Annotated in this window: 23 protein-coding genes; 5 read left to right on the top strand and 18 right to left on the bottom strand. The window is 46.7% G+C overall.

The annotated features are described in order from the left end of the window. Window positions 1-20 precede the first annotated feature (20 nt). Window positions 21-824, top strand: coding sequence for a lipase family protein (locus NYE29_RS22985; protein WP_038600141.1), 804 nt, complete (start codon window positions 21-23; stop codon window positions 822-824). A 28-nt stretch (window positions 825-852) separates the two neighbouring features. On the opposite strand, the gene NYE29_RS22980 is transcribed toward NYE29_RS22985, so the two are convergent. Then, entirely contained in the window at window positions 853-1353 is a 501-nt protein-coding gene (locus tag NYE29_RS22980; protein ID WP_340897655.1) for a hypothetical protein, read from the bottom strand. Window positions 1354-1526: 173 nt separating this feature from the next. On the opposite strand from NYE29_RS22980, the gene NYE29_RS22975 reads away from it, so the two are divergent. From NYE29_RS22975 to NYE29_RS22965, 3 genes are all read left to right on the top strand, one after another. Further along, window positions 1527-3167 carry an AraC family transcriptional regulator gene (locus NYE29_RS22975; RefSeq protein WP_340897654.1) on the top strand — a complete coding sequence of 547 codons (1641 nt, stop codon included), beginning with the start codon at window positions 1527-1529 and terminating at the stop codon, window positions 3165-3167. Window positions 3168-3294: 127 nt separating this feature from the next. Beyond that, complete coding sequence (locus tag NYE29_RS22970; protein ID WP_340897652.1) at window positions 3295-4296, top strand: ABC transporter substrate-binding protein; 1002 nt, start codon at window positions 3295-3297, stop codon at window positions 4294-4296. 26 nt (window positions 4297-4322) lie between these two features. After that, window positions 4323-5096, top strand: coding sequence for a (2Fe-2S)-binding protein (locus tag NYE29_RS22965; RefSeq protein ID WP_340897651.1), 774 nt, complete (start codon window positions 4323-4325; stop codon window positions 5094-5096). A gap of 9 nt (window positions 5097-5105) precedes the next feature. Here NYE29_RS22965 and NYE29_RS22960 read toward each other — a convergent pair whose 3' ends face one another. From NYE29_RS22960 to NYE29_RS22940, 5 genes are all read right to left on the bottom strand, one after another. Beyond that, a complete protein-coding gene (locus NYE29_RS22960) occupies window positions 5106-5501 on the bottom strand; it encodes a hypothetical protein (protein ID WP_038593968.1) in 396 nt (131 codons plus the stop codon). 48 nt (window positions 5502-5549) lie between these two features. After that, window positions 5550-6452 (bottom strand): sensor histidine kinase, encoded by a 903-nt coding sequence (locus tag NYE29_RS22955; protein ID WP_340897648.1) that lies wholly within the window; start codon window positions 6450-6452, stop codon window positions 5550-5552. Window positions 6453-6479: 27 nt separating this feature from the next. Continuing rightward, a complete protein-coding gene (locus tag NYE29_RS22950) occupies window positions 6480-7217 on the bottom strand; it encodes a hypothetical protein (RefSeq protein WP_340897647.1) in 738 nt (245 codons plus the stop codon). Next, window positions 7210-8133: an ABC transporter ATP-binding protein gene (locus NYE29_RS22945; RefSeq protein WP_340897646.1), complete on the bottom strand. Its 924-nt coding sequence runs from the start codon at window positions 8131-8133 to the stop codon at window positions 7210-7212. Before NYE29_RS22945 ends, NYE29_RS22950 begins: the two co-directional genes overlap by 8 nt. Window positions 8134-8229: 96 nt before the next feature. Beyond that, the gene (locus tag NYE29_RS22940; protein WP_340897645.1) at window positions 8230-8922 is read right to left on the bottom strand and encodes a response regulator transcription factor; all 693 of its coding nucleotides are present in this window, start codon (window positions 8920-8922) and stop codon (window positions 8230-8232) included. 135 nt (window positions 8923-9057) lie between these two features. Here NYE29_RS22940 and NYE29_RS22935 point away from each other — a divergent pair, with 135 nt between their 5' ends. Then, window positions 9058-9612, top strand: coding sequence for an SMI1/KNR4 family protein (locus NYE29_RS22935; RefSeq protein ID WP_340897643.1), 555 nt, complete (start codon window positions 9058-9060; stop codon window positions 9610-9612). Window positions 9613-9709: 97 nt separating this feature from the next. Here the strand turns inward: NYE29_RS22935 and NYE29_RS22930 are convergent, their stop codons facing one another. The 12 genes from NYE29_RS22930 to NYE29_RS22875 form a co-directional block, all read right to left on the bottom strand. Then, on the bottom strand, window positions 9710-10135 hold the full coding sequence (locus NYE29_RS22930; RefSeq protein ID WP_340897641.1) for a GNAT family N-acetyltransferase: 426 nt from the start codon (window positions 10133-10135) through the stop codon (window positions 9710-9712). A 15-nt stretch (window positions 10136-10150) separates the two neighbouring features. Next, window positions 10151-10909: an amino acid ABC transporter ATP-binding protein gene (locus NYE29_RS22925; RefSeq protein WP_340897639.1), complete on the bottom strand. Its 759-nt coding sequence runs from the start codon at window positions 10907-10909 to the stop codon at window positions 10151-10153. Next, complete coding sequence (locus tag NYE29_RS22920; RefSeq protein ID WP_340897638.1) at window positions 10902-11642, bottom strand: amino acid ABC transporter permease; 741 nt, start codon at window positions 11640-11642, stop codon at window positions 10902-10904. The genes NYE29_RS22925 and NYE29_RS22920 overlap by 8 nt, the downstream gene beginning before the upstream one ends. Window positions 11643-11653: 11 nt before the next feature. Then, entirely contained in the window at window positions 11654-12517 is an 864-nt protein-coding gene (locus NYE29_RS22915) for a transporter substrate-binding domain-containing protein (RefSeq protein WP_340897637.1), read from the bottom strand. A gap of 38 nt (window positions 12518-12555) precedes the next feature. Beyond that, on the bottom strand, window positions 12556-13566 hold the full coding sequence (locus NYE29_RS22910) for a glutathione S-transferase C-terminal domain-containing protein (protein WP_038593992.1): 1011 nt from the start codon (window positions 13564-13566) through the stop codon (window positions 12556-12558). 20 nt (window positions 13567-13586) lie between these two features. Then, on the bottom strand, window positions 13587-14558 hold the full coding sequence (locus NYE29_RS22905; RefSeq protein WP_340897635.1) for a glutathione S-transferase family protein: 972 nt from the start codon (window positions 14556-14558) through the stop codon (window positions 13587-13589). A 37-nt stretch (window positions 14559-14595) separates the two neighbouring features. Then, window positions 14596-15555, bottom strand: coding sequence for a glutathione S-transferase family protein (locus NYE29_RS22900; protein ID WP_340897633.1), 960 nt, complete (start codon window positions 15553-15555; stop codon window positions 14596-14598). A gap of 16 nt (window positions 15556-15571) precedes the next feature. Further along, complete coding sequence (locus tag NYE29_RS22895; protein WP_340897631.1) at window positions 15572-16006, bottom strand: GNAT family N-acetyltransferase; 435 nt, start codon at window positions 16004-16006, stop codon at window positions 15572-15574. A 171-nt stretch (window positions 16007-16177) separates the two neighbouring features. Next, window positions 16178-16570 (bottom strand): hypothetical protein, encoded by a 393-nt coding sequence (locus NYE29_RS22890; RefSeq protein WP_340897630.1) that lies wholly within the window; start codon window positions 16568-16570, stop codon window positions 16178-16180. Window positions 16571-16646: 76 nt separating this feature from the next. Continuing rightward, the gene (locus tag NYE29_RS22885) at window positions 16647-16913 is read right to left on the bottom strand and encodes a zinc ribbon domain-containing protein (protein ID WP_052092171.1); all 267 of its coding nucleotides are present in this window, start codon (window positions 16911-16913) and stop codon (window positions 16647-16649) included. Between the two features lie 239 nt (window positions 16914-17152). Then, the gene (locus NYE29_RS22880) at window positions 17153-19456 is read right to left on the bottom strand and encodes a helix-turn-helix domain-containing protein (RefSeq protein ID WP_340897629.1); all 2304 of its coding nucleotides are present in this window, start codon (window positions 19454-19456) and stop codon (window positions 17153-17155) included. A gap of 5 nt (window positions 19457-19461) precedes the next feature. Further along, window positions 19462-20616: an MFS transporter gene (locus NYE29_RS22875; RefSeq protein WP_340897627.1), complete on the bottom strand. Its 1155-nt coding sequence runs from the start codon at window positions 20614-20616 to the stop codon at window positions 19462-19464.

Raw genomic sequence — 20616 nt, 5'->3', positions numbered from 1 at the left:
GAAAGAAGGGCGGGATGCAGATGGGCAGCAATAAGGGTTATGAGCAATGGGCGATTTTTCTGGCTGCTGTCTGCGGACAGACCTATGCGCAATTTTCGAATACGGATGGTTCGTTCGCCGTGCCGGCGAATTATTCGGTCAATCATGTAATCAAGGCGAAATCCTTGGGCCATGTATGGGAAAACTTCGGGTTTATTATGGAATCTCCACAGGAGATAATTATTGCTTTTCGGGGAACCAGCTCGACAACCAATTGGATCTCGGACATCATCGCCTCACAGAGAAAATTCAAATATATTAAGGAAGATTGCCTTACCCATCGCGGCTTCACAGACATCTATTCTTCGGCCCGTGAAGGAATTCTCTCAGCACTGTCCAAGATCGAACCCGGCAAGACATTATACATTACAGGCCACAGCCTCGGTGCAGCACTTGCGACAATGTGTGCAGTCGATCTGAGTGCCAATACGGATTACCGCTCACCATATCTATTCACTTATGGGTCCCCTCGTGTAGGCGATCCAGCCTTTGCAAAAGTATGTACAAGGTATGTTCCGAACAGCTACCGCATTGCCAATCCTTTTGACGTCGTGACCTACACTCCACCCTCTATCTACAAGCTGCCTAAGCGGGAAAAAAGGTACTATTACAGTCATGTCCAGACTCTAAATCCGCAGTCTTTCCAGAATGGTGCTGTTGGTCTCAATCACATTATTGGAAGTTATTTCACAGCGCTCTCCAAGCTTCAGCCGGAGTTTACCGAACAATTATGTCAGGCGAATCCCGGTTTTTGCCCGCTCATTGAAGTGAAAGTGCCAAACTAATTCAGGCCGCTATCCATGAATTGGCGCCTTATTGTATCCATTCCATCAAGTACAACCGTTGCTTATCCACGTTAAGGATGATGATGCAGTAACTGCCGTCCTCTTTCTTTTTGTAATAATAATAATCACCTGCGTTATACTCCGTCGGGTAGTTCTGATAAAGTTTACCGTATTCAGCAATCTCTTTCTGTGACACCGGTATAATAGATTGTGTGAACCGCAATACTTCTTCTTCCAGGGAATGCCTTGATTCTTCAGTTATTGGCTGCCAGAGTGCCTGGTCTTGAACCTTTGCCAGTTGTTCTTCGTTATAATTCAGAACATAGTATCCTTCTCCATCCCCATGAAAACTCGGTTCACTTTCAAATACAACTACTAGCTCAGCTGGTTTAGGGATCGTTATTCCCCACCTGCTGCTCCACATATCATAGTTTGCAGTATCGTTGTCATACATTTTATAACCCACACCTATACCGATAACGATTAAAAAAATGACGCCACTCCATATGGCTACTGTCTTCCTTCGCATTGTTGCTTCCTCCAGCCTTGGGTACTCCCCGAAATAATTGCTACACTTTCAAAAGTAAATATTTGTTATTATACCTTGAATGGTTATTGTTTGCACTCTACTATCCCAATTGCGGTCATCATGATTGTGAGCTAGAATGTTCTTTAATTAGCCATAGAGGTGGTGATTTTTACTTGCTTAATCAGAATAAGAACATAGTTAATAAACCGTATATTCCATTAGATAATTTATCCTGTAAACTTCGGGAGATTATTCATATCAAGTGCAGTCCGAACGAATGGGAAATAAAGCTTCAGTTCATCGAATCGCACCAGCTTCTTATCGCGGCAAGCGGTCAAGGGTGGCTGAACGTTGACGGACAGTTCATCGAAATGCGGGAGGGCAACATGTATGTGTGCACACCCGGTCAATTGATTCAAGCCGTGGCACACTCGTTTGATGAACGCGGATTCTATTATTTGCGGTTCGATGTCATTGAGGATGATAAATCAACAGTTGATCCTATGCAGATGGTTAAGCGGGACAGTGTGTTCCCGGTAAAAGGCGAGGTTGCCGCCTCTTCTCCAGTTTCTGTTAACGCATTGTGCGAAAGCATTTGTAACTTCTTTCAAAGCGAAGATCAATTGGAACGGTTTCGCAGCCACATTCTCTTTCAAGAGCTTCTGTATCATATCTTGCAGGATGCTCATGTTGTACAGGCAAAGGATTCGGATGCAGCACTTGAATATGTGAAAACCTACATAGAGCAGCATTATCAAGAGGAGTTGTCGATTGAGCAATTGGCCAAGGTGGCGGGAGTCAGCTCCCGCCACTTCATGAGGTTATTCAAGAAAAGATACGGCTGCAGTGCGATCGACTATTTGGCAGCCTTCCGGATCACGCAGGCGCAGCAGCTTATGAGGACAGGAGGAGAATACCGGCTCAAGGATATTGCACGGCATGTGGGATACCCTGATGATCTTTATTTCCGGCGCAAATTCAAACAGATATCAGGACTCCCGCCAGCCGCATTTATGAGAAACAGCAAGCAAAAAATTGCCGCTTATCACGGGTCTAGCATCGGTCAATTGCTCCCGCTTCAAGTCACCCCTAGGGCTGCACCATCCGATCATCCCTGGACAAACTATTATCAGCGAAAATACCAAACGGATCTTGTTCTGCCGCTGAGTACGGATCATTCATTGAAAAGGGACGAGCTTAAGCTCGCTAAGCCTGATTTTATTATCGGAATCGACAGCTTCGTATCTGCCGAGGAGCAGACAAGGATCAGGCAAATCGCACCCGCATTTTTCGTACCCTGGATTGACAACGACTGGCGTGGACATTTGCGCTTGATTGCACAATTTCTGGACAAAACAGCAATAGCAGAAACCTGGCTTGGTAACTATGAGCGCAAAGCCCATTTTGTAAGAGAACAGATTAAGAACACGATCGGGGAAGAAAGTCTTCTCATCCTTAGAATCACTGGAGACCGCTACCATGTTTTGGGCTGTAGGAGCCTGGACGCTGTGTTCTACGACGATCTGCATCTTGTCCCCGCACGCGGTGTCGATCGTATGAATCCGATTCAGCAGCTGACCCCAGATGAGTTAACGGATTTCTGCCCAGATCGGATATTGCTTATCCTGGACGAAGACCCGCTGTCCCAATCAAGTTGGCGTGATCTTATGCGCTCAGCATCTTGGCGGGAGCTAAAAGCAGTCAGGAACGGGCATGTCGACTTCCTTCCCACGTATCCTTGGATAGAATATACGGCTTTCACACATGAGCTTATCCTCGACGAAGCCCTCAAGCTGTGGCGTAATCGTGCATAAAAAAATGTCGTTATCGTCAATATGCCGAAGCTACAAAATCATTTATACTCCATCTATGTGATAATGATAATCAATCTTATTGCGAGGTTGTCATTGGCAAATTAGTTTATAAGAGGAGTATCGGCGAATGAAAAGAAATAAAATAATGATCACGGGACTAGTTATCCTATTGTTAATAATGCTGAGCACGGCATGTGCGGGCAAAAACACAGGTTCAAATAATTTCGGCACGACATCCGAAGACTCTGCTGAAACAAGCGCAAGTGCATCCGATAATAAGCAGCGTGTTGTAAAAAGTACAAACGGAGACATCCGAATTCCTACAGAACCTAAAAGGGTTATTGGTCTTTCAGTCGTGTATCCCGAGTTCTTATATGCTCTTGGTGTGACACCGGTTGCCGTTCAGAATTACCATCAGGATTTCCCTTCTTATTTAGAAGAAGGATTAAAAGATGCATTGAAAACTGGGATTGCCGAAACCCCTAACTTTGAAGCCATATTGTCTGCTAAACCGGACCTCATTATTGCACCCGTGTGGTGGTCCGAAAAGGATTATGAGCAGCTTTCCAAAATTGCACCAACCGTGCTTTTGCCACAACGGGATCATTGGCGTGAGGAATTACTCGATATTGCTGAGGTTCTAGACAAGAAGGAACAAGCTGAGCAGGTCATTGAAGATTTGCACCAGCAAGAAGCCGACGCCAAGGCTAAACTAGATACTCTTGTTGGCAACGAAACTGTAATGTATATGATGATTATGGCAGATCAACTGATTATTTATGGAGAAAATATCGATCGGGGCAGCTTCATCCATAAAGTGTTAGGCTTGTCACCCGTTAAGGAATTCCCGCAAAATGAAAAGAGCATTTCGATTTCATTAGAGAAAATCCCCGATTATAATCCTGATCATATCATTCTGCAGCTTGATGACGAGTCCAACGAAAAAGTTCAGAACAGGTATAAAGAAATGCTGGACAGCTCGCTCTGGAAAAATATGACGGCCGTGAAGAAAAACCAGATATACATGATGAATGGCAAAGAATGGTTCAATCTGGGGATGTCTCCTTTGGCAGACAGTAGTGCAATTAACGATGTACTTGATGCGTTTGAGAAGAAAGGGAATGAGTAAGGTGACGGTGACAGGTGGTGGAGCGGATGGACTTTAAGCAATTGGAAGAAAAGTATTTCCTGACCCTGCATGAGCCTTGCAATACCTTACTTGCTATATCAGCATATGATTTACTCCAAGCAGGACATATGATACGCCTGCTCGATACGTACGGTCCTTATATCAAGTCAAAAGAACGCTCAACCACTGCCGTTTTTTTCTGTACCTGGCTTGGTGAGCTGTGTGCTGCTATGCAGCACATGTTGTTTTGCGGCGAAGAAGTCATATTGGAATTGTCATTACGGAATATATCTGTACAATTGTATGATGCAGACACCCAGTACCCTTTGTTTTCATTTAAGATAAACGAAATAAGGCGTATTGAAATTTCGACTGTGGACCGGGAAGCGTGGAGTACGAAGGTACTCCATTCCTTTTACAACGATCTTGTTAGACCGCTAATCGAAATTTTGTCCGCAGTGGCTCAAATAAACGTCATGCAGTTATGGGGGCAAATCACCAATACGTTGTACTCTCGAATGGAAGAGGAACTTGCCGGAGCTTCGTCCGTGGAAAGCAGGCTTCAAATCAGTAATCATTATAATATCCTGAAGCAGGGTATCGATCCCAAAGCCTTCGGGCTTCGCAGTAATCCGTTTGATGTGAAGCTGCGGTACATTGAAGACCCGGCTCAAAGCAATCAGAGACTCTTGCTTAAGACAGCCTGCTGCCTTGCTTATCGCTTGGATTCCGGGTTCGGATATTGCGATACTTGTCCGCGATTGAATGCAAAGGATCGGGCAGCAAGGTTCCCATCCTGATGTTGCCCTTCACCCTTCCACTAACCCATAAAATCTCAAATCTCCGTCTTTAGTTTCCGCGATGAATATATCGCTCCGTTCCTTGACGCTGTAGATCTTTGTCCCAATGGATAATTGATTGGCCGTGCCATTCTTAAATTCCTTGCCATCTCCGGACTGTTCAATAATTTCCGTTACATACTGATCTTTATGAAGTTCTAATTCATCCACCCATGGAATCCCAGAGTTATAAATGATATCCGAGAACATAAAGATATTCGCATTGGAATTGTCAGACAGAACATCTTCCGCAGTTGGATTGGATGTACTCCATTCCCGGCTGACTGAACTTTTGTTGGAATTACAACCAGCTATAACAAACATGAAAATGATAGTGACCCATAGGATTGCAATCCGTTTGTTCATTTTGTCCTCCCCTGAGCTGCTAAAGTACTGGGTGCGGCTCCCTTTCTGTCATTCTCCAAACGTAAGAACCAATTGAAACTCCCCATCCGCAAGTGCGGCACCAAGGCTCCCCCCCTGCTTCTCTACCAGTTGTTTCACGATGGATAAGCCGAGGCCCAATTGGCCGCTTGCTCTGGAGTGATCACTGGTATAGGTTCGCTCGAACAGCTTGGGAAGATCCTGTTCGTGGATATGATCGGTGTCATTCGCGAAAATAATCATTACTTTGTGATCCTCTGTAAATAAAGAAATCGCAAGCCGGTTTTTGGCATACCTAAGCACGTTCTGCAGCACATTGGAGAAAATTCGGATCATGGCTTTCTCATCCAGCCAGATCGTCCGCACCGCTTCATCCAAGTTCAGCTGAACTTCAATGTTCTTCTGCACAAGGTCCGTATGGAACGCGAGAATTACTTCGCTCAACAAGCTGTACAGATAGAGGGGCTGCATATCCATAGGATAGTCCCCGGACTCCAGACTGGACAATTCATAGAACGACTCCACAATGTTGTTCATCACCGTCATTTTATGCAGAATAATGTCCAGGTACTCCTGCCGCTCCGCTATTGGGATTGCCGGGTCCTTCAGCAGATTGGCGTAGCCTTGCATTGAAGTAAGAGGTGTCCGCAAATCGTGAGAAATGTTGGCGATTTCCTGCTTGATTGCAAGCTCTCTCGATTGATGGGTCACTTGTTCTTTCCTGCGCTGATCGAGCTGCCGGTTAATGGCAACCACCAGCTGCTCCATCTCACGTCCCGGCAAAGGCAGCTTTACGTTCAGGTGCTGCGTGGGAGGATGGTCTACTTCTGCCAGCTGTTTTCGTACTTGCATAATGCTCCGCCGCTGCAGTATATAGGGAATAAGAAACAAAGCAGCCGTTAAGGCAGCCGTTATGACGAGAGCTAGATGCATGTTCCTTATCCCCTCCTGGACCTATAGTCAGAACTCTTCTTTCTTGAACAGATATAGCCCTAGCGTATAAAAGACCAGCGTATAGACCGCCCCCACTGCCCACGGTTCCCAGGCTGCATAGCCCATATCTTCATAGGCATTGAGCAAATAATAAGCTGGTCCATGACTATGCAGCCACGCTGCCCATGTAAATCTGCCTTGGAGGTAACCCAGAATATAATGTGGCAGGAAATAGATGAGCAGGTAGGCGATGAGCAGCTGTGCATTTTTCTTCATGATGGCAGCAAGACAGTAGTAGGTTGTGATTCCTGCAATCATGAGGGGCAGCATGTTAACCAGCATCCTCATATATTCCGTGAGTGCATGATCAACATTGCGAACCATCAGGGTAGTTGCCAGAAGCAAGGACACTCCTACCAGTACAAGAGAGAACAAGCCGAACCCGGCCATCGTAATCAGCAGTTTGGCTGTATAAATGGTTTGTCTGCTGTAGCCATAGGCTACCGTATTCTTAAGCACATTCTTATTGTCGCCCATAACGATCAGCGGAAAGATGAAGAGCAATACGAACACAACCGGCATCATACCTAGCACATTGCTGTAGTAGAATCGTTCGTTTCCGTAAGGGAAATTAGGCTCCGACTGCTGAAAGGCATATAAGGTCACAGCAGCGCCAACCATTAGCAGGATATAGAGCAAGCCGGATAAATAATAGTTTCGGGTCCGGACGAAACGATACTGCTCGCTTTTCATCAGATTAAGCATCACGTTCACCTCCCAGCAGACTCAGGTAGTATTCTTCCAGGTCTCCTCCCGTGACATTTATCGAAAATACACCGATACCCTGACTATAGAGTACCCGGTTAATTTGATCGGTCTTGTCCATACCGCCGAACAGCTGAATGTGATGATCCGGCAGGATTCGGTAAGGGATGTCCGGGAAGTGCTTTTCCAGAATCGGAGCGGCTTTACCGCTGTCATTCACAACCAGCTCGACGGTTTTTCTGGTTTTGTTCAGCAGTTCCTCTGCCGTCAGCTGCTCAACAATCCGTCCCTGATCCATAAAAACATACCGGGTAGCCACGCTCTGTAATTCAGATAACACATGACTTGAGATTAAGATCGTCACCTTTTTTTCCTTACTCAAGGTCTGAATAAGCTGACGGATCTCCGCCTTCCCTTCCGGATCCAAACCATTAGTAGGTTCATCGAGAAGCAGGAATGTCGGATGGGTCATCAGGGCAAGCGCCAGTCCCAGCCGCTGCTTCATCCCGAGGGAAAACGCCTTGAATTTCTTCTTGCCGGTAGTAAGAAGCTTCACTTCCTTAAGGGCATGATCGATAGAGGTTTTGCCTGCGATGCCCCGCTGCTGGCGGTAATATTCCAGGTTCTGCCTGGCCGTAAAGTCCGGAAAAAATGCGGGCTCTTCAATGAGCGCACCTATTTTCCGGCGTTCCTGCCTAACCTCGGCAGCTTCGCTTTTTCCATACAAAGTGATTTTGCCAGCCGTCGGAAAGACCTGTTCGGTAATACATTTGAATAAGGTAGTTTTACCAGCGCCATTTTTACCAATTACTGCGCAAATATCACCTGCCGCAATGTTCAGGTGGATATTCTGGAGTGCGTGTGATTCCCTGTAGGTTTTACTTAGCCCCTCAATCTCCAGTATACAATGCATCATCGTTATGACTCCCTTGCAATTTGATAATTCAATTGTATCCAGGTCACCCTTAATAAGCTTTAAGCAAAACCTTAAGAAACCTTAAAGAAGTTAAGGCTACACTATTTTGAACCCGATACCCCAAACTGTGCGGATATATTCCTCTTCGGTAAACGCGGCGATTTTGGCCCGCAGGTTGCTGATATGTACATTAATGGTGTTGTCGTCTCCTAGATACGTCCCTTGCCAAATATTCCGGTAGATCTCACTTTTCGAGAAAATCTTATCAGGCTTGGACAGAAGCAGTGCCAGAATTTCGAATTCGTATTTAGTTAAAGTCAGTAATTCATTGCTCAAGGTGACTTCACGCCGCTGCTTGTCCATGATCAGTTCACGTATACGGATAATTTCTTCGCCAGGATTCACCGCATGCACGTATTGTAGACGTCGAAGCTGTGCCTCCACTCTAGCCATAACTTCTTCCTGATCAAAGGGCTTGGTAATATAATCATCCGCACCTAAACGAAGCAGCCCCACCTTGTCCTCCAGTGTACTTTTTGCAGAAATGACAATGATCGGAACCGTGGATTGTTCCCGGATTTGCGGAATCAACGTTTCTCCAGGCATTCCCGGCAGCATCAAGTCCATCAGCACCAGCTGGTAGGCTTCAAGCGACAGCCGAAGCGACGCTTCACTTCCCGAAAATGCAGAGACGGCAGTAAGTCCTTCGCCCGTAAGCATGCGGCACAGCAGGCGATTGATATCGGCATCATCTTCTATTACGAGTACTTTGATGTTTGAGTCATCCACTTAGGTTACCTCCAGCTACAATTATGGCCAATTCTCTCTCCTGCTCTAGAAGAGTAATTTGCATTGGCTCTACTACTCTATTAATCTTAACGTATTGTGACATCATCCGGTAGACCGGACAAGGGGGAATCGTTCATGGAATGGGACAACGTATTCGGAATCAGTTATCAGAACGAGCCAGGCCTAACGGAAGCAGAGCTGGAGCAATTTATGCAGAGTTGGCACAAGCCGCTGACGGAGCCGGAAATCAGCGAAATCATCAGCCGGCAGCGCAATCCCTTCCCGGTTGCCCATCCGCTGCATGCGCAGTACGCTCCGTTTGACCCCGGCTTATGGTCCATCCCGCACAAGGTGCTGCCTGCAAGTTATCTGGACTTTCTGTGTTATTCCAATGGCGGGGAGTTTGTGAATGGGGAACGCTACTTTCAGTTTTTTAGCGCGGCTGAATTAAGACCCATGCTTCTGGCCTATGAGTTCCCGCAGTATATGCCGGGAGCGGTGCCCTTTGCGATGGACGGTAGCGGCAATCATTACATTTGGGATATGCGCATGGAAAGGAATGCTCTGGAATATCCGATTCTTGTATCCCATTCCGGCAACCTCGGCTACGAGGATTCCATTGTTATTGCGGGATCGTTCCCGGAGTTATGCCACGGAACTACTTCAGTGGACGATGAGCTGCACGGGTAGGGCCTGCTGGAGGAAGAAATAATAAGCCTGAAATCGTCCCAGCGCTATGCTAAGACGACTTCAGGCTATATTTACAGCTTCTGTCTGCAACTATTTATCAAATAAAATCCATCTTGATCAGTTGCTCAATATGGGAGGGATGATACATCGCCATGCCCGTCTTCATTCTTCGAAACCCTTGTTCCTCATACCAGGAAACCGTATTGGGATGGGTATACAGCACGACGTTGCAGCCTGCTGTTTCTTCCAGAATCGCAGCAATGATTTGCTTGCCCAAGCCCCTATGATGATAGGCTTCATCCACTGCAATGTTATACACTGCCGCTTGCGAAATGCCGTCAGACAACGCTCTGCCACAGCCGATAACCTTGCCGCCATCCAATACAAATACATTGACAGCACTGTTCTCAAAGACAGTTTGTGTCTGCGCGGGTGTGAAATCCGTTAAGCCAAAACCATTCAACAACCCGGTTACCTGAGTCCAATTGATATTTTCTCTATCTTTTTGAAAAGTATAGGTCATCTTAAATCCCTCTTCTTAAATCGCAAATTCCGGTTCCTGATCACGGTAGTAATTGGCGAGAAACTGCTTGGTTCTGTCGGATTTCGGATGTGAAAATACTTCCTCCGACGTTCCGTCCTCCACGATGATACCTTGATCAAGAAACAGCACTCTTGTAGCTACTTTGCGTACAAAGTTCATCTCATGTGACACCAGCAGCATCGTGTTGCCTTCTTCCGCCGCCTTTTTGATCGTGTCCAGCACTTCGCCGACCAGCTCCGGATCGAGTGCGGAGGTTGGCTCGTCAAACAGCAGGATTTTGGGCATCATCGCGAGCGCCCGGGCAATCGCTACCCGCTGCTGCTGCCCGCCGGATAATTGCTTGGGATAATGATGCACCCGGTCAGAGAGTCCAACTTTGGCAAGATGTTGTTCGGCGATTTTCCGTGCTTCCTCTTTGGGAACCTTCTTCACAACTGTTAACCCTTCCATGACATTTTCAAGCGCCGTCTTTTGGCGGAAAAGATTAAACTGCTGGAATACCATTGCCGTGCTTTTTCTAAGCTCAATCACATCTTTTTTGGATTTCTTAGCCATATCCACCTTGAGATCATCGATCTTAATTGTACCTTCATCCGGTACCTCCAGAAGATTAATGGATCTTAACAACGTAGATTTCCCTGCACCTGAAGAACCGATTACTGCAACGACGTCTCCTTTGGCAATCGTTAAGTTAATGTGATCGAGGACGATACTTTTATGAAATGATTTGGTGAGTCCGTTAATCTCAATCAAGGATCACATCTCCTTTTCTGCGCCGCAGGCTCTTGTAGTCGATGTCCAGACGTTTCTCGAGCAGCGCAATCGCCTGTTCAATCAGGATCGTCATTGCCCAATAAATTAAAGCCAGCGAGCAATAGGATTCAAAGAACCGGAGATTGTTCCCGGCCAGTATCCGTGATTGGGCTGTGATCTCAACGACCGAGCAGACGAACGCCAGAGAAGTGCCTTTCATCAGTCCAATCAGGGCATTGCCTAACGTGGGAAGGGCAACGATAAAAGCCTCCGGAATAATGATCCGTCTCAGCACCTGGCCATACGTCATGCCTAGCGATTGTGCGGCTTCAGTCTGTCCTTTATCCACAGACAATAAGGCCGCCCGGATAATCTCAGAGTTGTACGCAGCTTCATTTAACGATAAGGCAAGCAGTACATAAAATATAGAAGAAATCGAATTCACATTGTAGCTTGTATCATGATAGTAATTGTAATATTTCAGAATCAGCGGAATTCCTGCGTACGATAAATATAACTGAATGAGGATCGGTGTCCCGCGGATGAACGAGATGAACACCACACTAATTTGATACAGTACAGGTATTCTTTTAATCTTGATAATGGCCAGCAGGAGTCCCAGAAGAAGCCCTACCAGCATGGATATAAGCGTCAGTTCAATCGTCACAGGCAAATATTTAAGCAGCTTCGGAATCAGCGTAAATACGAGCTCAATATCAAATATATTCGGCATGGGTACGTCCTTTATTGAAGTTCTGGTGCAAAATCGCCATTTAAGTATTTTTCGCTGATTTTGGAGATGGTGCCGTCCTTGATCAAAGCTTGGATGCGGCTGTTTACATCCTTCGTCAATTGTTCGCTGTTCTTGCCTTTACTGAGTATCAGGTAGCTGTAAGGAACGCCAATCCGGTCCGTATCTTCCTGGGACAACGGGATGGCTTTCAGCTTCAGGCCAAATTCCTTAATATACAGCTGCAGCATCGCTGCATCAATTAAGTTGAAATCATCTGCGCCGCTCTCCACATTTTGCAGGGTTACGGCAAGCTCAGTGTCTGTGTAGTTCAGAACGACCGGCGTTTTCGCATGTTCCTTGTTGTATTTCTCCAGAGCTACGGTATAATTCACACTTGGGCTTACGGAGGTCTTCTTGCCTTCCAGATCCGCAAAGGATTTAATATCGTCCCGGTCTTCTGCTACGGCGATCACAAACTGATTTTTAAAGATCGGGTCCGAATAAATGTATTTTTCTTTTCGCTCCGCATTGCTGGCAAAATTGTTGGCGCCAATCTGATAGCGGTCCGAGTCCAGTCCGGCAAAGATCGAAGGGAATTCGGTTTTCTCAATATTAATCTCGTATTGGGGCAAGCCTTCGAAGATAGCTTTCACGATCTGAATATCGTAACCGTCAATCTCATTATCATCATTTACATATGAGAAGGGTTTCGGCGCACCGCCTGTAGCTATATTGATTGTCGTTTTTTCGTTGTTAGCAGCATTTGCATCTGCAGCATTCGCCGAAGAGTTATCTTTTCCGTTGCCGCAGCCGGCCACTCCGGCCAATAATACGATTGACACCAAACCGAGTCCTAATTTTCTCCATGTTGTCATCTTCATTTCCCCCTATATTTCAACCTTATTATTGTGCTTTATTTTTGTGCTCTGAATTTATTCTGCGGGTCAGCACTTTTGTCTTGTCTGTTCTGCGGTTCTGACCACAGCCCGTCAAAATCAATCTCATTCCAAAACCGTGTATTATAATCAATAAAGATGGTTTCCTTGTTGCCATTCGATTTAGCCAAGTCCCGCAAATACGTATTGTTCTTAAAGGCCGGAATTTGATATAAATCACGGGCATATCCCCATATATTCTTGAAATCGACAATCCGGTTCCGGATCGGACCCAGGTTCTTGAAATAATAGGTATCAAAACGGGCCAAGGTTACGAATAAGCGGACATCTGAATCTGTAACATAGTCCCCGAATAAAAATCGTCTGGACTCTAGTCTCTCCTCGATAGCATCAAACGCCGCATACAGATGATTGAAAGCATCGTTATAGGCTTCCAGTGATTGCGCGAACATGGCCTTATACACGCCGTTGTTGACATTATCGAACAAGTAATCGTTGTACTTATCAATTTCTGTTCTTAATTCTGCAGGATACAAATCCGGCGCACCTTCTTTGTGGAAGGGGGCAAATTCATTCTCCAAGTAATTCGTCAGCCAGACGTAATCGTTATTCACAACTTTTTGGGTTGTAATGTCAATTACCGCGGGGACCGTAGGTCTTCCTTTATATTCGGGATCACCGTTTGCGTATAAGGTACTTAGGAACTGCTCACCTAATACAGGGTCGGTATTATTGTCATCGTAGACAAATTCCCACCCGAGATTCACTTCATGTTTTCCGTGTCCCACCAGATTAATGCTGATCACGTCTTCTAAACCGAGTAATTCTCTTACGATTGAGGCACGGTTGGACCAATGGCAGCCTTTCGCCCAGATCAGACGGTAACGTCCGGCTTCAACAGGCAGCTTGCCTTCTCCCTCTCCAAAGGGGGTAGTGAAGTGGTTTTTCTGACGGACAAAAAATCCTTTGTCGTCGATTTCATGCTCCGTTTCCTTCGGTCTTACGCGTACATTCGTTTTTTGAGTCATCTACTTTCCCTCGCCATCTATTATTTATTGTTTTGCAGCTCAAACTTTTGGGCTCTCCCGTGCTCCGTATGCCAGCCGGCCAGATCTGGTCCTTTGGGCAGGATTTTGGAGAATGTGCGGTTAGGGTCATTGGTGATGGATAAATGATAATGCTTTTTAATAGCTTCAAAATCAGTAGTGTCACCAAAGCCGGGAGTTTGGTATAAATCCCGGGCATATCCCCATAAGTTCGGAAACTCAACCAGACGATTGCGGTTTACTCTGAAAGCTGTGTTGTAAGCAATATCAAACCGGGCCAGCGTTACATACAAGCGGACATCTGCATCGGTTAATTGATTGCCGAATAAATATCGCTGCGCCGCCAGCCGCACCTCCAGCTCATCCAGTAATTGAAATACACCGTCAAATGCCTGCTCGTAGGCTTCCTGAGAACGGGCAAACCCCGCTTTATATACCCCATTATTGATGCCGTGGAAAATACGTTCGTTCAGCTCACGGATCTCGGGCTGCAGCACTTCCGGGAATAAATCCGGTGCACCCTCTTTATGAAGTGGTTTCCAGGCGGTCTCCAAGTAGTAAGTCAATTCATGGTAGTCGTTATTGACCACCTTCTTGGAGGCAATATCGACTACAGCCGGAACCGTAGGTCTGCCTGTGTATTCAGGATCACTATTGAAATACACTTCACTGATATAGTGAATTCCCAAGACCGGGTCCACATTCTCTTCATCCAGTGTAAATGCCCAGTCCACCCGATCTATGATTGGCCGCAGCGGGTCCGCAGTGCCAACACTTATGGCATTTTCAAGTCCAAGCAGCTTCCTCACAATAATGGAACGGTGCGCCCAAGGGCAGACTGGAGCCCACAATATCCGGTAACGGCCCGCTTCTACAGGGAGTTCCCCTTCACCGCTGCCAAACGGAGTCGTGAATTGGTTGCCCTGCCGTTTAAAGGCGCCTGTTTGTTCAATTTCCGCAAGCTTGCTTGTCATCCACGTTTCCCTCCTCTTTCGCTTATTGAAATCTGTTTCAGTCATGGGATTCATTCCAAATCGACACATCAGGACCTTTGCCCAGAATTTGATATGGATTTTCTGCATGATTTCCAAGCTGATAACCTCTTTTTATAGCTTCAAAATCTGTGGTGTCCCCGAAGCCCGGTGTCTGATACAAATCCTTGGCATAATTCCAAAGGTTCGGAAAGTCAACGATCCGGTTGCGGTTCGTCCGGAACACAGAGTAATAAGCCACATCAAACCGCGCCAGTGTCACATAGAGCCGGACATCTGCGTCGGTAATTTGATCTCCCAACAAGTACCGCCGGGTTGAAAGTCTTTCTTCCAATTGATCCAGTCTGGCGAACAGGACATCATACGCTTGTTCATAAGCCTGCTGGGATTTGGCAAAGCCGGCTTTGTACACCCCGTTGTTCACTTCATGAAAAAGAATGTCATTCAGCGCATCAATGCCGGTTCTTAATGCTTCCGGATATAGATCAGGCGCCCCCGCTTTATGAAATGGCTTAAAGGCAGTTTCGAAGTAATTGGTTAATCTGAAGTAATCATTATTGACTACCTTTCTCGTAGTTACATCCACTACAGCAGGCACCGTTGCTCTGCCGCTGTATTCCGGATCGGTCTCCGCATAAATTTCAGGCAAGTAACGGATGCCCAGCAGTGGATCAACGCCGCCTTCATCCAATGAGAATTCCCAGCCGTTCTCCGTTCGTACAGGACTCGCAGTCCCCAGGCTAATGACCTCCTGCAAGCCCAGCAATTCACGTACAATTACAGCGCGATGCGCCCAGGGGCAAATTCTTGCCCACAGCAAGCGATAACGTCCTGCCTCAGCGGGCAGCTCGCCCGGTCCCTCGCCAAAAGGAGTAGTAAAGCGGTTTTTCTGGCGGTTAAAGGCCCCATCCTTAGTAATTTCATTGGCATCCTCGTGGTTCACAATATGTGTATCGAGGATTGTATTTTCTTGGGCCATAATGTCCTTCCTCTCTTCAACTGATTTCTTTTTCTGTATACACAATGGGGATCGCGGACTTTATGATGATTTCTGGCCTTGCGATATAGCCTAAGCTCTCATAGAAACCTACCGCTTGTTGTTGACTTGTAATCACAATCTTGTGAATGCCAAGTTCTCTGATCCAGTTCTCCGCAGCCTCTATGAGAATCCGGCCATACCCCTTGTTCTGAAATTCCGGAATAACCCCTACCCTTTCAATCTTGGCATACTCTTCATAGGTTAAATTAATGCGCGCTGTGGCAACCGCTGTTTGGTTCTCCTCCAGCAAGAGATAACAGTAACTCTCCCCATACACTTCATCGAACTCTAATTCTTTGGGAATTCCCTGGCCGTTCACAAAGGTTCGAGTTCTTACTTCATAGACGCCTGCTAGCTGCCAGACAGAATCCACCCTGTAAATTTCCGTCATCTCTCTCCCCCTTGAAATACACTTACATATCCATGTAAGTTAATTGAAATAATACTACTATAATTCCTATCTACTAACTGTGATTAATGTCATTATTAAAAATCAGCATACAAAAAAGGCACTAACGCGGGTTAGTGCCTTTGTAAGCTCTTATGTACCTTGTAGTCAAGTTTATAGCCATCTCTTAAAGCTTTTATGGAATACTTCAATCTGATGCTGTTCTGCCCATGCCTTCAGCGCTTTCATCCCCTGGTCTTCTTTTTCCGCAAAGGAGAAACAGGACTTATACGGTACAAAAACATTTCCATTCGGTTTAATTCCGACTACGGGCTTGAAATACCCTTTAATATACACAGCTTTGGTTTTCTCGGCTTCAATGGTCAAACCTTTTAACATGATTGCACCAGGTTTCAGCTCAATATTCATAATCTGCCTGGCTGTGAAAACACGTTGCAGCAAAACCCCTATGATGGTAAGACAGAAGATACTCCAAACATACGCGAAATAAAGTGAAAAGCTCCCTTCTTCCGATAAATAGAGCATTGAAAAGATCGCAATTCCCATCGACACACATAGCGATATAGTCATCATAAGCTCCGCAGGACGTCTGCCTTTATATACCTCTACCGGGTCCATACCTTCACCTCATTCTTTTAATATCCTTGTTAAACCAATGAATATAACCACAACGGTGACAAGTTAAGGTGTTCGCGGAACGGTTGGCAAAATCAAGGTTCAAAAAACTTAAGAAAGCTGTATTCAGCTGCGCGTATCCATGCTCGAATTTATCATATTGGCAATGAACACATGTGACATAAATTCCATTGGCCTGATAATAACCGGGACCTGTTGACTCCTTAATATTCTTGGCAAACAGCTTAAAGAACCTTTTCGCCTCATTTGGCATAGCAGTTATCCTCCAATTAAACATAGCTTTATATATACATACGCTTCCGTTATTTGGGAAGTTTCGATTACTTGCCTCATATAAGTAATCATAACCAGCTGAAGAGCAAGCCTAAGAGTTCATTTTCCCCGGGAAAATATTAAGTCCATGCAAAAGAGGGTCTCCAGCCATTCCTGGCTTGGAACCCCTCTTTTGCTAAAACTCAAACCCTTTTTAAAAATTTCCCAAGTTCAATCTATCTAGTTGTTGCTCTCCTGCGCTCCCGGCTTCATTCGATGTTTGCGGTAATCGCCTGGTGTGACACCGACAACCCGTTTGAACACCCGTCCAAAGGTAATGGAACTGGTATAGCCGAGCTTTTGGGCAATATCCTGTAAATTATCACTTGTTGTCGCGAGCAAATATTCCGCCCGCTGCATCCGGAGCTGCGTCAGGAAGTCTACGAATTTCATATTAAATTCTTCCTTGAACAGGTGACTGGCATATTTGCCCGAGATTTGAAACCGGTCGCTCAGATGCTTAAGAGATAAATCGGGATTCTCAAAATTCTCCTCAATATATATCTTCATTTCGCTGATCATCGCCCGGTAGCTTTTGGATTCATTCACTGATACATAAATCCGGTAAATTTCAGCGAGCCACTTCAGCATTACGGTTTGAACCTGCGTCAGAGTGGTCTGCGCCTCAATTTCACTATAATATCCCTGCAGGCTGGGTTCTCCGAAAATTCTGCGTAGGCTGTCCGACAGTTGACCCAGCTCACGGTCCAGCATTTGAATCAGCGTGTGCAGCAGCATATGGATATCTTCATCCTTGACCTGATCCTTGCTGAACCAGACAAACAGCTCATCCACCCGCCGCCGCCAGTTCTCATCTGCAATCCGGAATTCCCGCACGATTTCGCCCAGCATCTGCAAATACTTGTACGATTGCAGCGTCGACCGGTCCGGAAGGCTGTCACTCAGCACGACCATATCTCTGCCGAGTGACAACTTATGCTGCAGGGCTGTCTCCGCCACCGTGCAGGATTTTGAAATAGCATCCAATCCATCTACAACCGGTCCCACAGCGAACGTCAGCGACAGCCCCAAGTTATCACTCACCCATCTCAGACATCTTTCTGCCAGTATTCTAAGCATGTTTTTGTCCGCACTCAAATCCTCGCTGCAGCCGATCATCAGCCCGATCCGGTTGCCGCTCACCCATTCTGCCCAACCCTGCAAGCCTTCATCGCCCGCAAGCTCCTGGAACAGATTCATGAGCGTCAGTTTGAGCATATTCTGCTCCTTAGCCGGATATTTCTGGCGAAAATCATCGTATTGATTAATTTCAGCGGCAATATAGGCGAATTGCACGGCCCCTACGGCGAAGGGTTTAAACCGCTCCAGCTTGTCCTCCAGGAAAGCGACGCGTTCGCCTTCGATTAAATCCAAAAAAAGCTGACGCCGCTGCACCAGCAGGTTCTCATCATGCTGCTTTTGATAGTCCATCGTTTGATTAATCAGCGTTTCCAGCGCCTGATCAATCAGCACAAGCTCATTCCGTGAAGTGCTGTCGAGACTTTCCTCCCGGAACTGCAGCGCTTGAATCCGGTTCATCATTGCTTTGATCGGCCGGTAGTTTTTGCGGGTGATATACAGAATATAGAGTGTTCCCAGAACAACGGTCAGAACACCGATGATAATCCAGAGGTAAGAAACAACGGACATCCAGGCGAAAAGCTCGCCTGCGCGGATTCCGCTCTCAAAGGTCCAGCCTACATTGTCGGAACGGATTCGGGTAAGCACACTGCCCTCCGGAATATCATTCTCCCGGTGAGCGGCATAGATTAAGTCCCCCTGATCATCCACCACCCGCATGAAGGATACCTGGCCGCCCGTCATATCATCAATCATACGTTCGATCCGGTACATGCTCAGGTTCACAACAATCATACCTTCCGCCCCGAATGGCAGCGGCAGCTGCCTGGACATACTGATGACCTGCACCGTTTGATCGGAGTTGAAGAGCCGGAGGGGACGGACATCGCTCCAGTTCCGTTCATTGCTGCCCGTCAGAGCCTGATTCAAATAATCACGGTCTGCAAAAACATCCCTGTCCACCAGACCGTTCAGGGTCAGCACTTTTTCGTCCCATTTACGATAGATATAGATGGAATCGATCAGTTGGTTGCGGTAAAGTACTCCCCTCATGTCTTTCACGGAACTGTACAGGCGGGTACGGTCACCTTCGTCGCTCAGCCCGCTCAGAAAATCGCTGTAGCCGTGGTTGGTCTCCATCTCCTGAAGCACGGATAGCTCCACCTCACTTAAAGCATTCTGCAAGGTGTCCACTACATATCCAGTAGAGATCCGGTTGGCCTTATTGGTTTCGCTGCGTGAAAGTTCACCTACAATCAGAAAGGAAAGAAAGATCAGGATCGACACGGTCAGCAAAAAGATCGGGAAATAGGAGAACATCATTCTGCTCGACCAGTTCCGCTTCATATGTACTCCCCGCCCCTCTTGAATGGAATCCGAGAAATGCCGCCTGATGTCTGACATAAAACTCAAGATGACAATTTCGATTTTCGGTTTATCCAATATAACATGCCTGCGCCGATAAGTGCACTAACCGTACAAGCCAAATACATCATCTGCGCGCCTCCGGAATAAAACAAATAGCCGTTCAACAGATTCCCGACGATTCCCCCAAGACCTGAAAATACCATATTGAACACACTTTGACCTGTCGCCTGCATTTTTTTGCCGGAGGCCTGGGCCACATATTCAACAGCTGCAACATAGAACAGCCCGAAGGATAAACCGTGCAGTACTTGAATGCCAACCATGACCGCCGGTACAGGAAACAGCCACTGAATGCCCCAGCGCAGCGCGTAGAAAAACGCAGCCAGCAGCAGGGTGCGTTCATGGCCGATGCTCCTGAGAATTCTGGCCGCGAGCAGCATGGAAGGAATGTTCGTCAACGAGGCGAGTAATAGCGCAGTGCCGACCAGAGAATAGCTGCCTCCGGCATCCTGAAAGGCCAGGACAAAAAATGAATTATACGCGGTAAGCGTCTGGTTCACAAAAAAGCAGGCCACCAGAAACATCAGAAACAGACGGTTCCCCAGTAGCTCCCTGATCCCTTGTGTAAGTGAAATCGCAGAAGCATTCCTTTCGGTACTGCGTGACAATGTCAGAACCGTAGCCGCCCCCGCAAGACTTAAAGCAAGAAACGGCATCCACAGCTGGGATATCCCGAATCTCGACAGATAGAGCCCGCCGGCATAACCGCCCAGCGCTGTACCCAGACTGCCCAGGCTGCGGATCGTCCCATAGGAAGTACGGCCTTTTTGTGCTGCGGAAACCGCATAGGAGTCGGCGACCGGGCTTTGTGTAGACTGAAAGATAATGGATAGGAAATAGGCCATAATAATCACCGCAACATATTTGAATCCGTAGAAAAAGGACAGGCTAGCCGGTACGCATATACTGAGCAGCAGCACCAGCTTCGTCTGGCGGTACCGGTCAACCAAAAGGCCCCAAACCGGCTGTACGATGATAGACAGAAGGGTGCCAATCGACATTAGCACACCGACAAGATTGGCTCCGATACCCTGGTGTACAAACAGGGTGGTCAAATAAGGATTAAACAGACCGCCAGCCAGTCCGGTCAACAAATATAATAAGCGGAGCTTAAGCAGTTCCGTTCTGGCTTCCAA

The sequence above is a fragment of the Paenibacillus sp. FSL M7-1046 genome (assembly GCF_038007405.1).
Lineage (GTDB): Bacteria > Bacillota > Bacilli > Paenibacillales > Paenibacillaceae > Paenibacillus_AQ.
The sequence above is the reverse complement of the archived record's forward strand: the minus strand, read 5'-3'. Positions and strand labels throughout refer to the sequence as shown.

Bases quoted from the DNA above. Each gene is read 5' to 3' on its own strand.
- NYE29_RS22985 (WP_038600141.1), top strand. From the start codon at position 21: ATGGGCAGCAATAAGGGTTATGAGCAATGGGCGATTTTTCTGGCTGCT.
- NYE29_RS22980 (WP_340897655.1), bottom strand. From the start codon at position 1,353: ATGCGAAGGAAGACAGTAGCCATATGGAGTGGCGTCATTTTTTTAATC.
- NYE29_RS22970 (WP_340897652.1), top strand. From the start codon at position 3,295: ATGAAAAGAAATAAAATAATGATCACGGGACTAGTTATCCTATTGTTA.
- NYE29_RS22965 (WP_340897651.1), top strand. From the start codon at position 4,323: ATGGACTTTAAGCAATTGGAAGAAAAGTATTTCCTGACCCTGCATGAG.
- NYE29_RS22960 (WP_038593968.1), bottom strand. From the start codon at position 5,501: ATGAACAAACGGATTGCAATCCTATGGGTCACTATCATTTTCATGTTT.
- NYE29_RS22955 (WP_340897648.1), bottom strand. From the start codon at position 6,452: ATGCATCTAGCTCTCGTCATAACGGCTGCCTTAACGGCTGCTTTGTTT.
- NYE29_RS22950 (WP_340897647.1), bottom strand. From the start codon at position 7,217: ATGCTTAATCTGATGAAAAGCGAGCAGTATCGTTTCGTCCGGACCCGA.
- NYE29_RS22945 (WP_340897646.1), bottom strand. From the start codon at position 8,133: ATGATGCATTGTATACTGGAGATTGAGGGGCTAAGTAAAACCTACAGG.
- NYE29_RS22935 (WP_340897643.1), top strand. From the start codon at position 9,058: ATGGAATGGGACAACGTATTCGGAATCAGTTATCAGAACGAGCCAGGC.
- NYE29_RS22930 (WP_340897641.1), bottom strand. From the start codon at position 10,135: ATGACCTATACTTTTCAAAAAGATAGAGAAAATATCAATTGGACTCAG.
- NYE29_RS22920 (WP_340897638.1), bottom strand. From the start codon at position 11,642: ATGCCGAATATATTTGATATTGAGCTCGTATTTACGCTGATTCCGAAG.
- NYE29_RS22915 (WP_340897637.1), bottom strand. From the start codon at position 12,517: ATGACAACATGGAGAAAATTAGGACTCGGTTTGGTGTCAATCGTATTA.
- NYE29_RS22910 (WP_038593992.1), bottom strand. From the start codon at position 13,566: ATGACTCAAAAAACGAATGTACGCGTAAGACCGAAGGAAACGGAGCAT.
- NYE29_RS22905 (WP_340897635.1), bottom strand. From the start codon at position 14,558: ATGACAAGCAAGCTTGCGGAAATTGAACAAACAGGCGCCTTTAAACGG.
- NYE29_RS22900 (WP_340897633.1), bottom strand. From the start codon at position 15,555: ATGGCCCAAGAAAATACAATCCTCGATACACATATTGTGAACCACGAG.
- NYE29_RS22895 (WP_340897631.1), bottom strand. From the start codon at position 16,006: ATGACGGAAATTTACAGGGTGGATTCTGTCTGGCAGCTAGCAGGCGTC.
- NYE29_RS22890 (WP_340897630.1), bottom strand. From the start codon at position 16,570: ATGGGAATTGCGATCTTTTCAATGCTCTATTTATCGGAAGAAGGGAGC.
- NYE29_RS22885 (WP_052092171.1), bottom strand. From the start codon at position 16,913: ATGCCAAATGAGGCGAAAAGGTTCTTTAAGCTGTTTGCCAAGAATATT.
- NYE29_RS22880 (WP_340897629.1), bottom strand. From the start codon at position 19,456: ATGTCAGACATCAGGCGGCATTTCTCGGATTCCATTCAAGAGGGGCGG.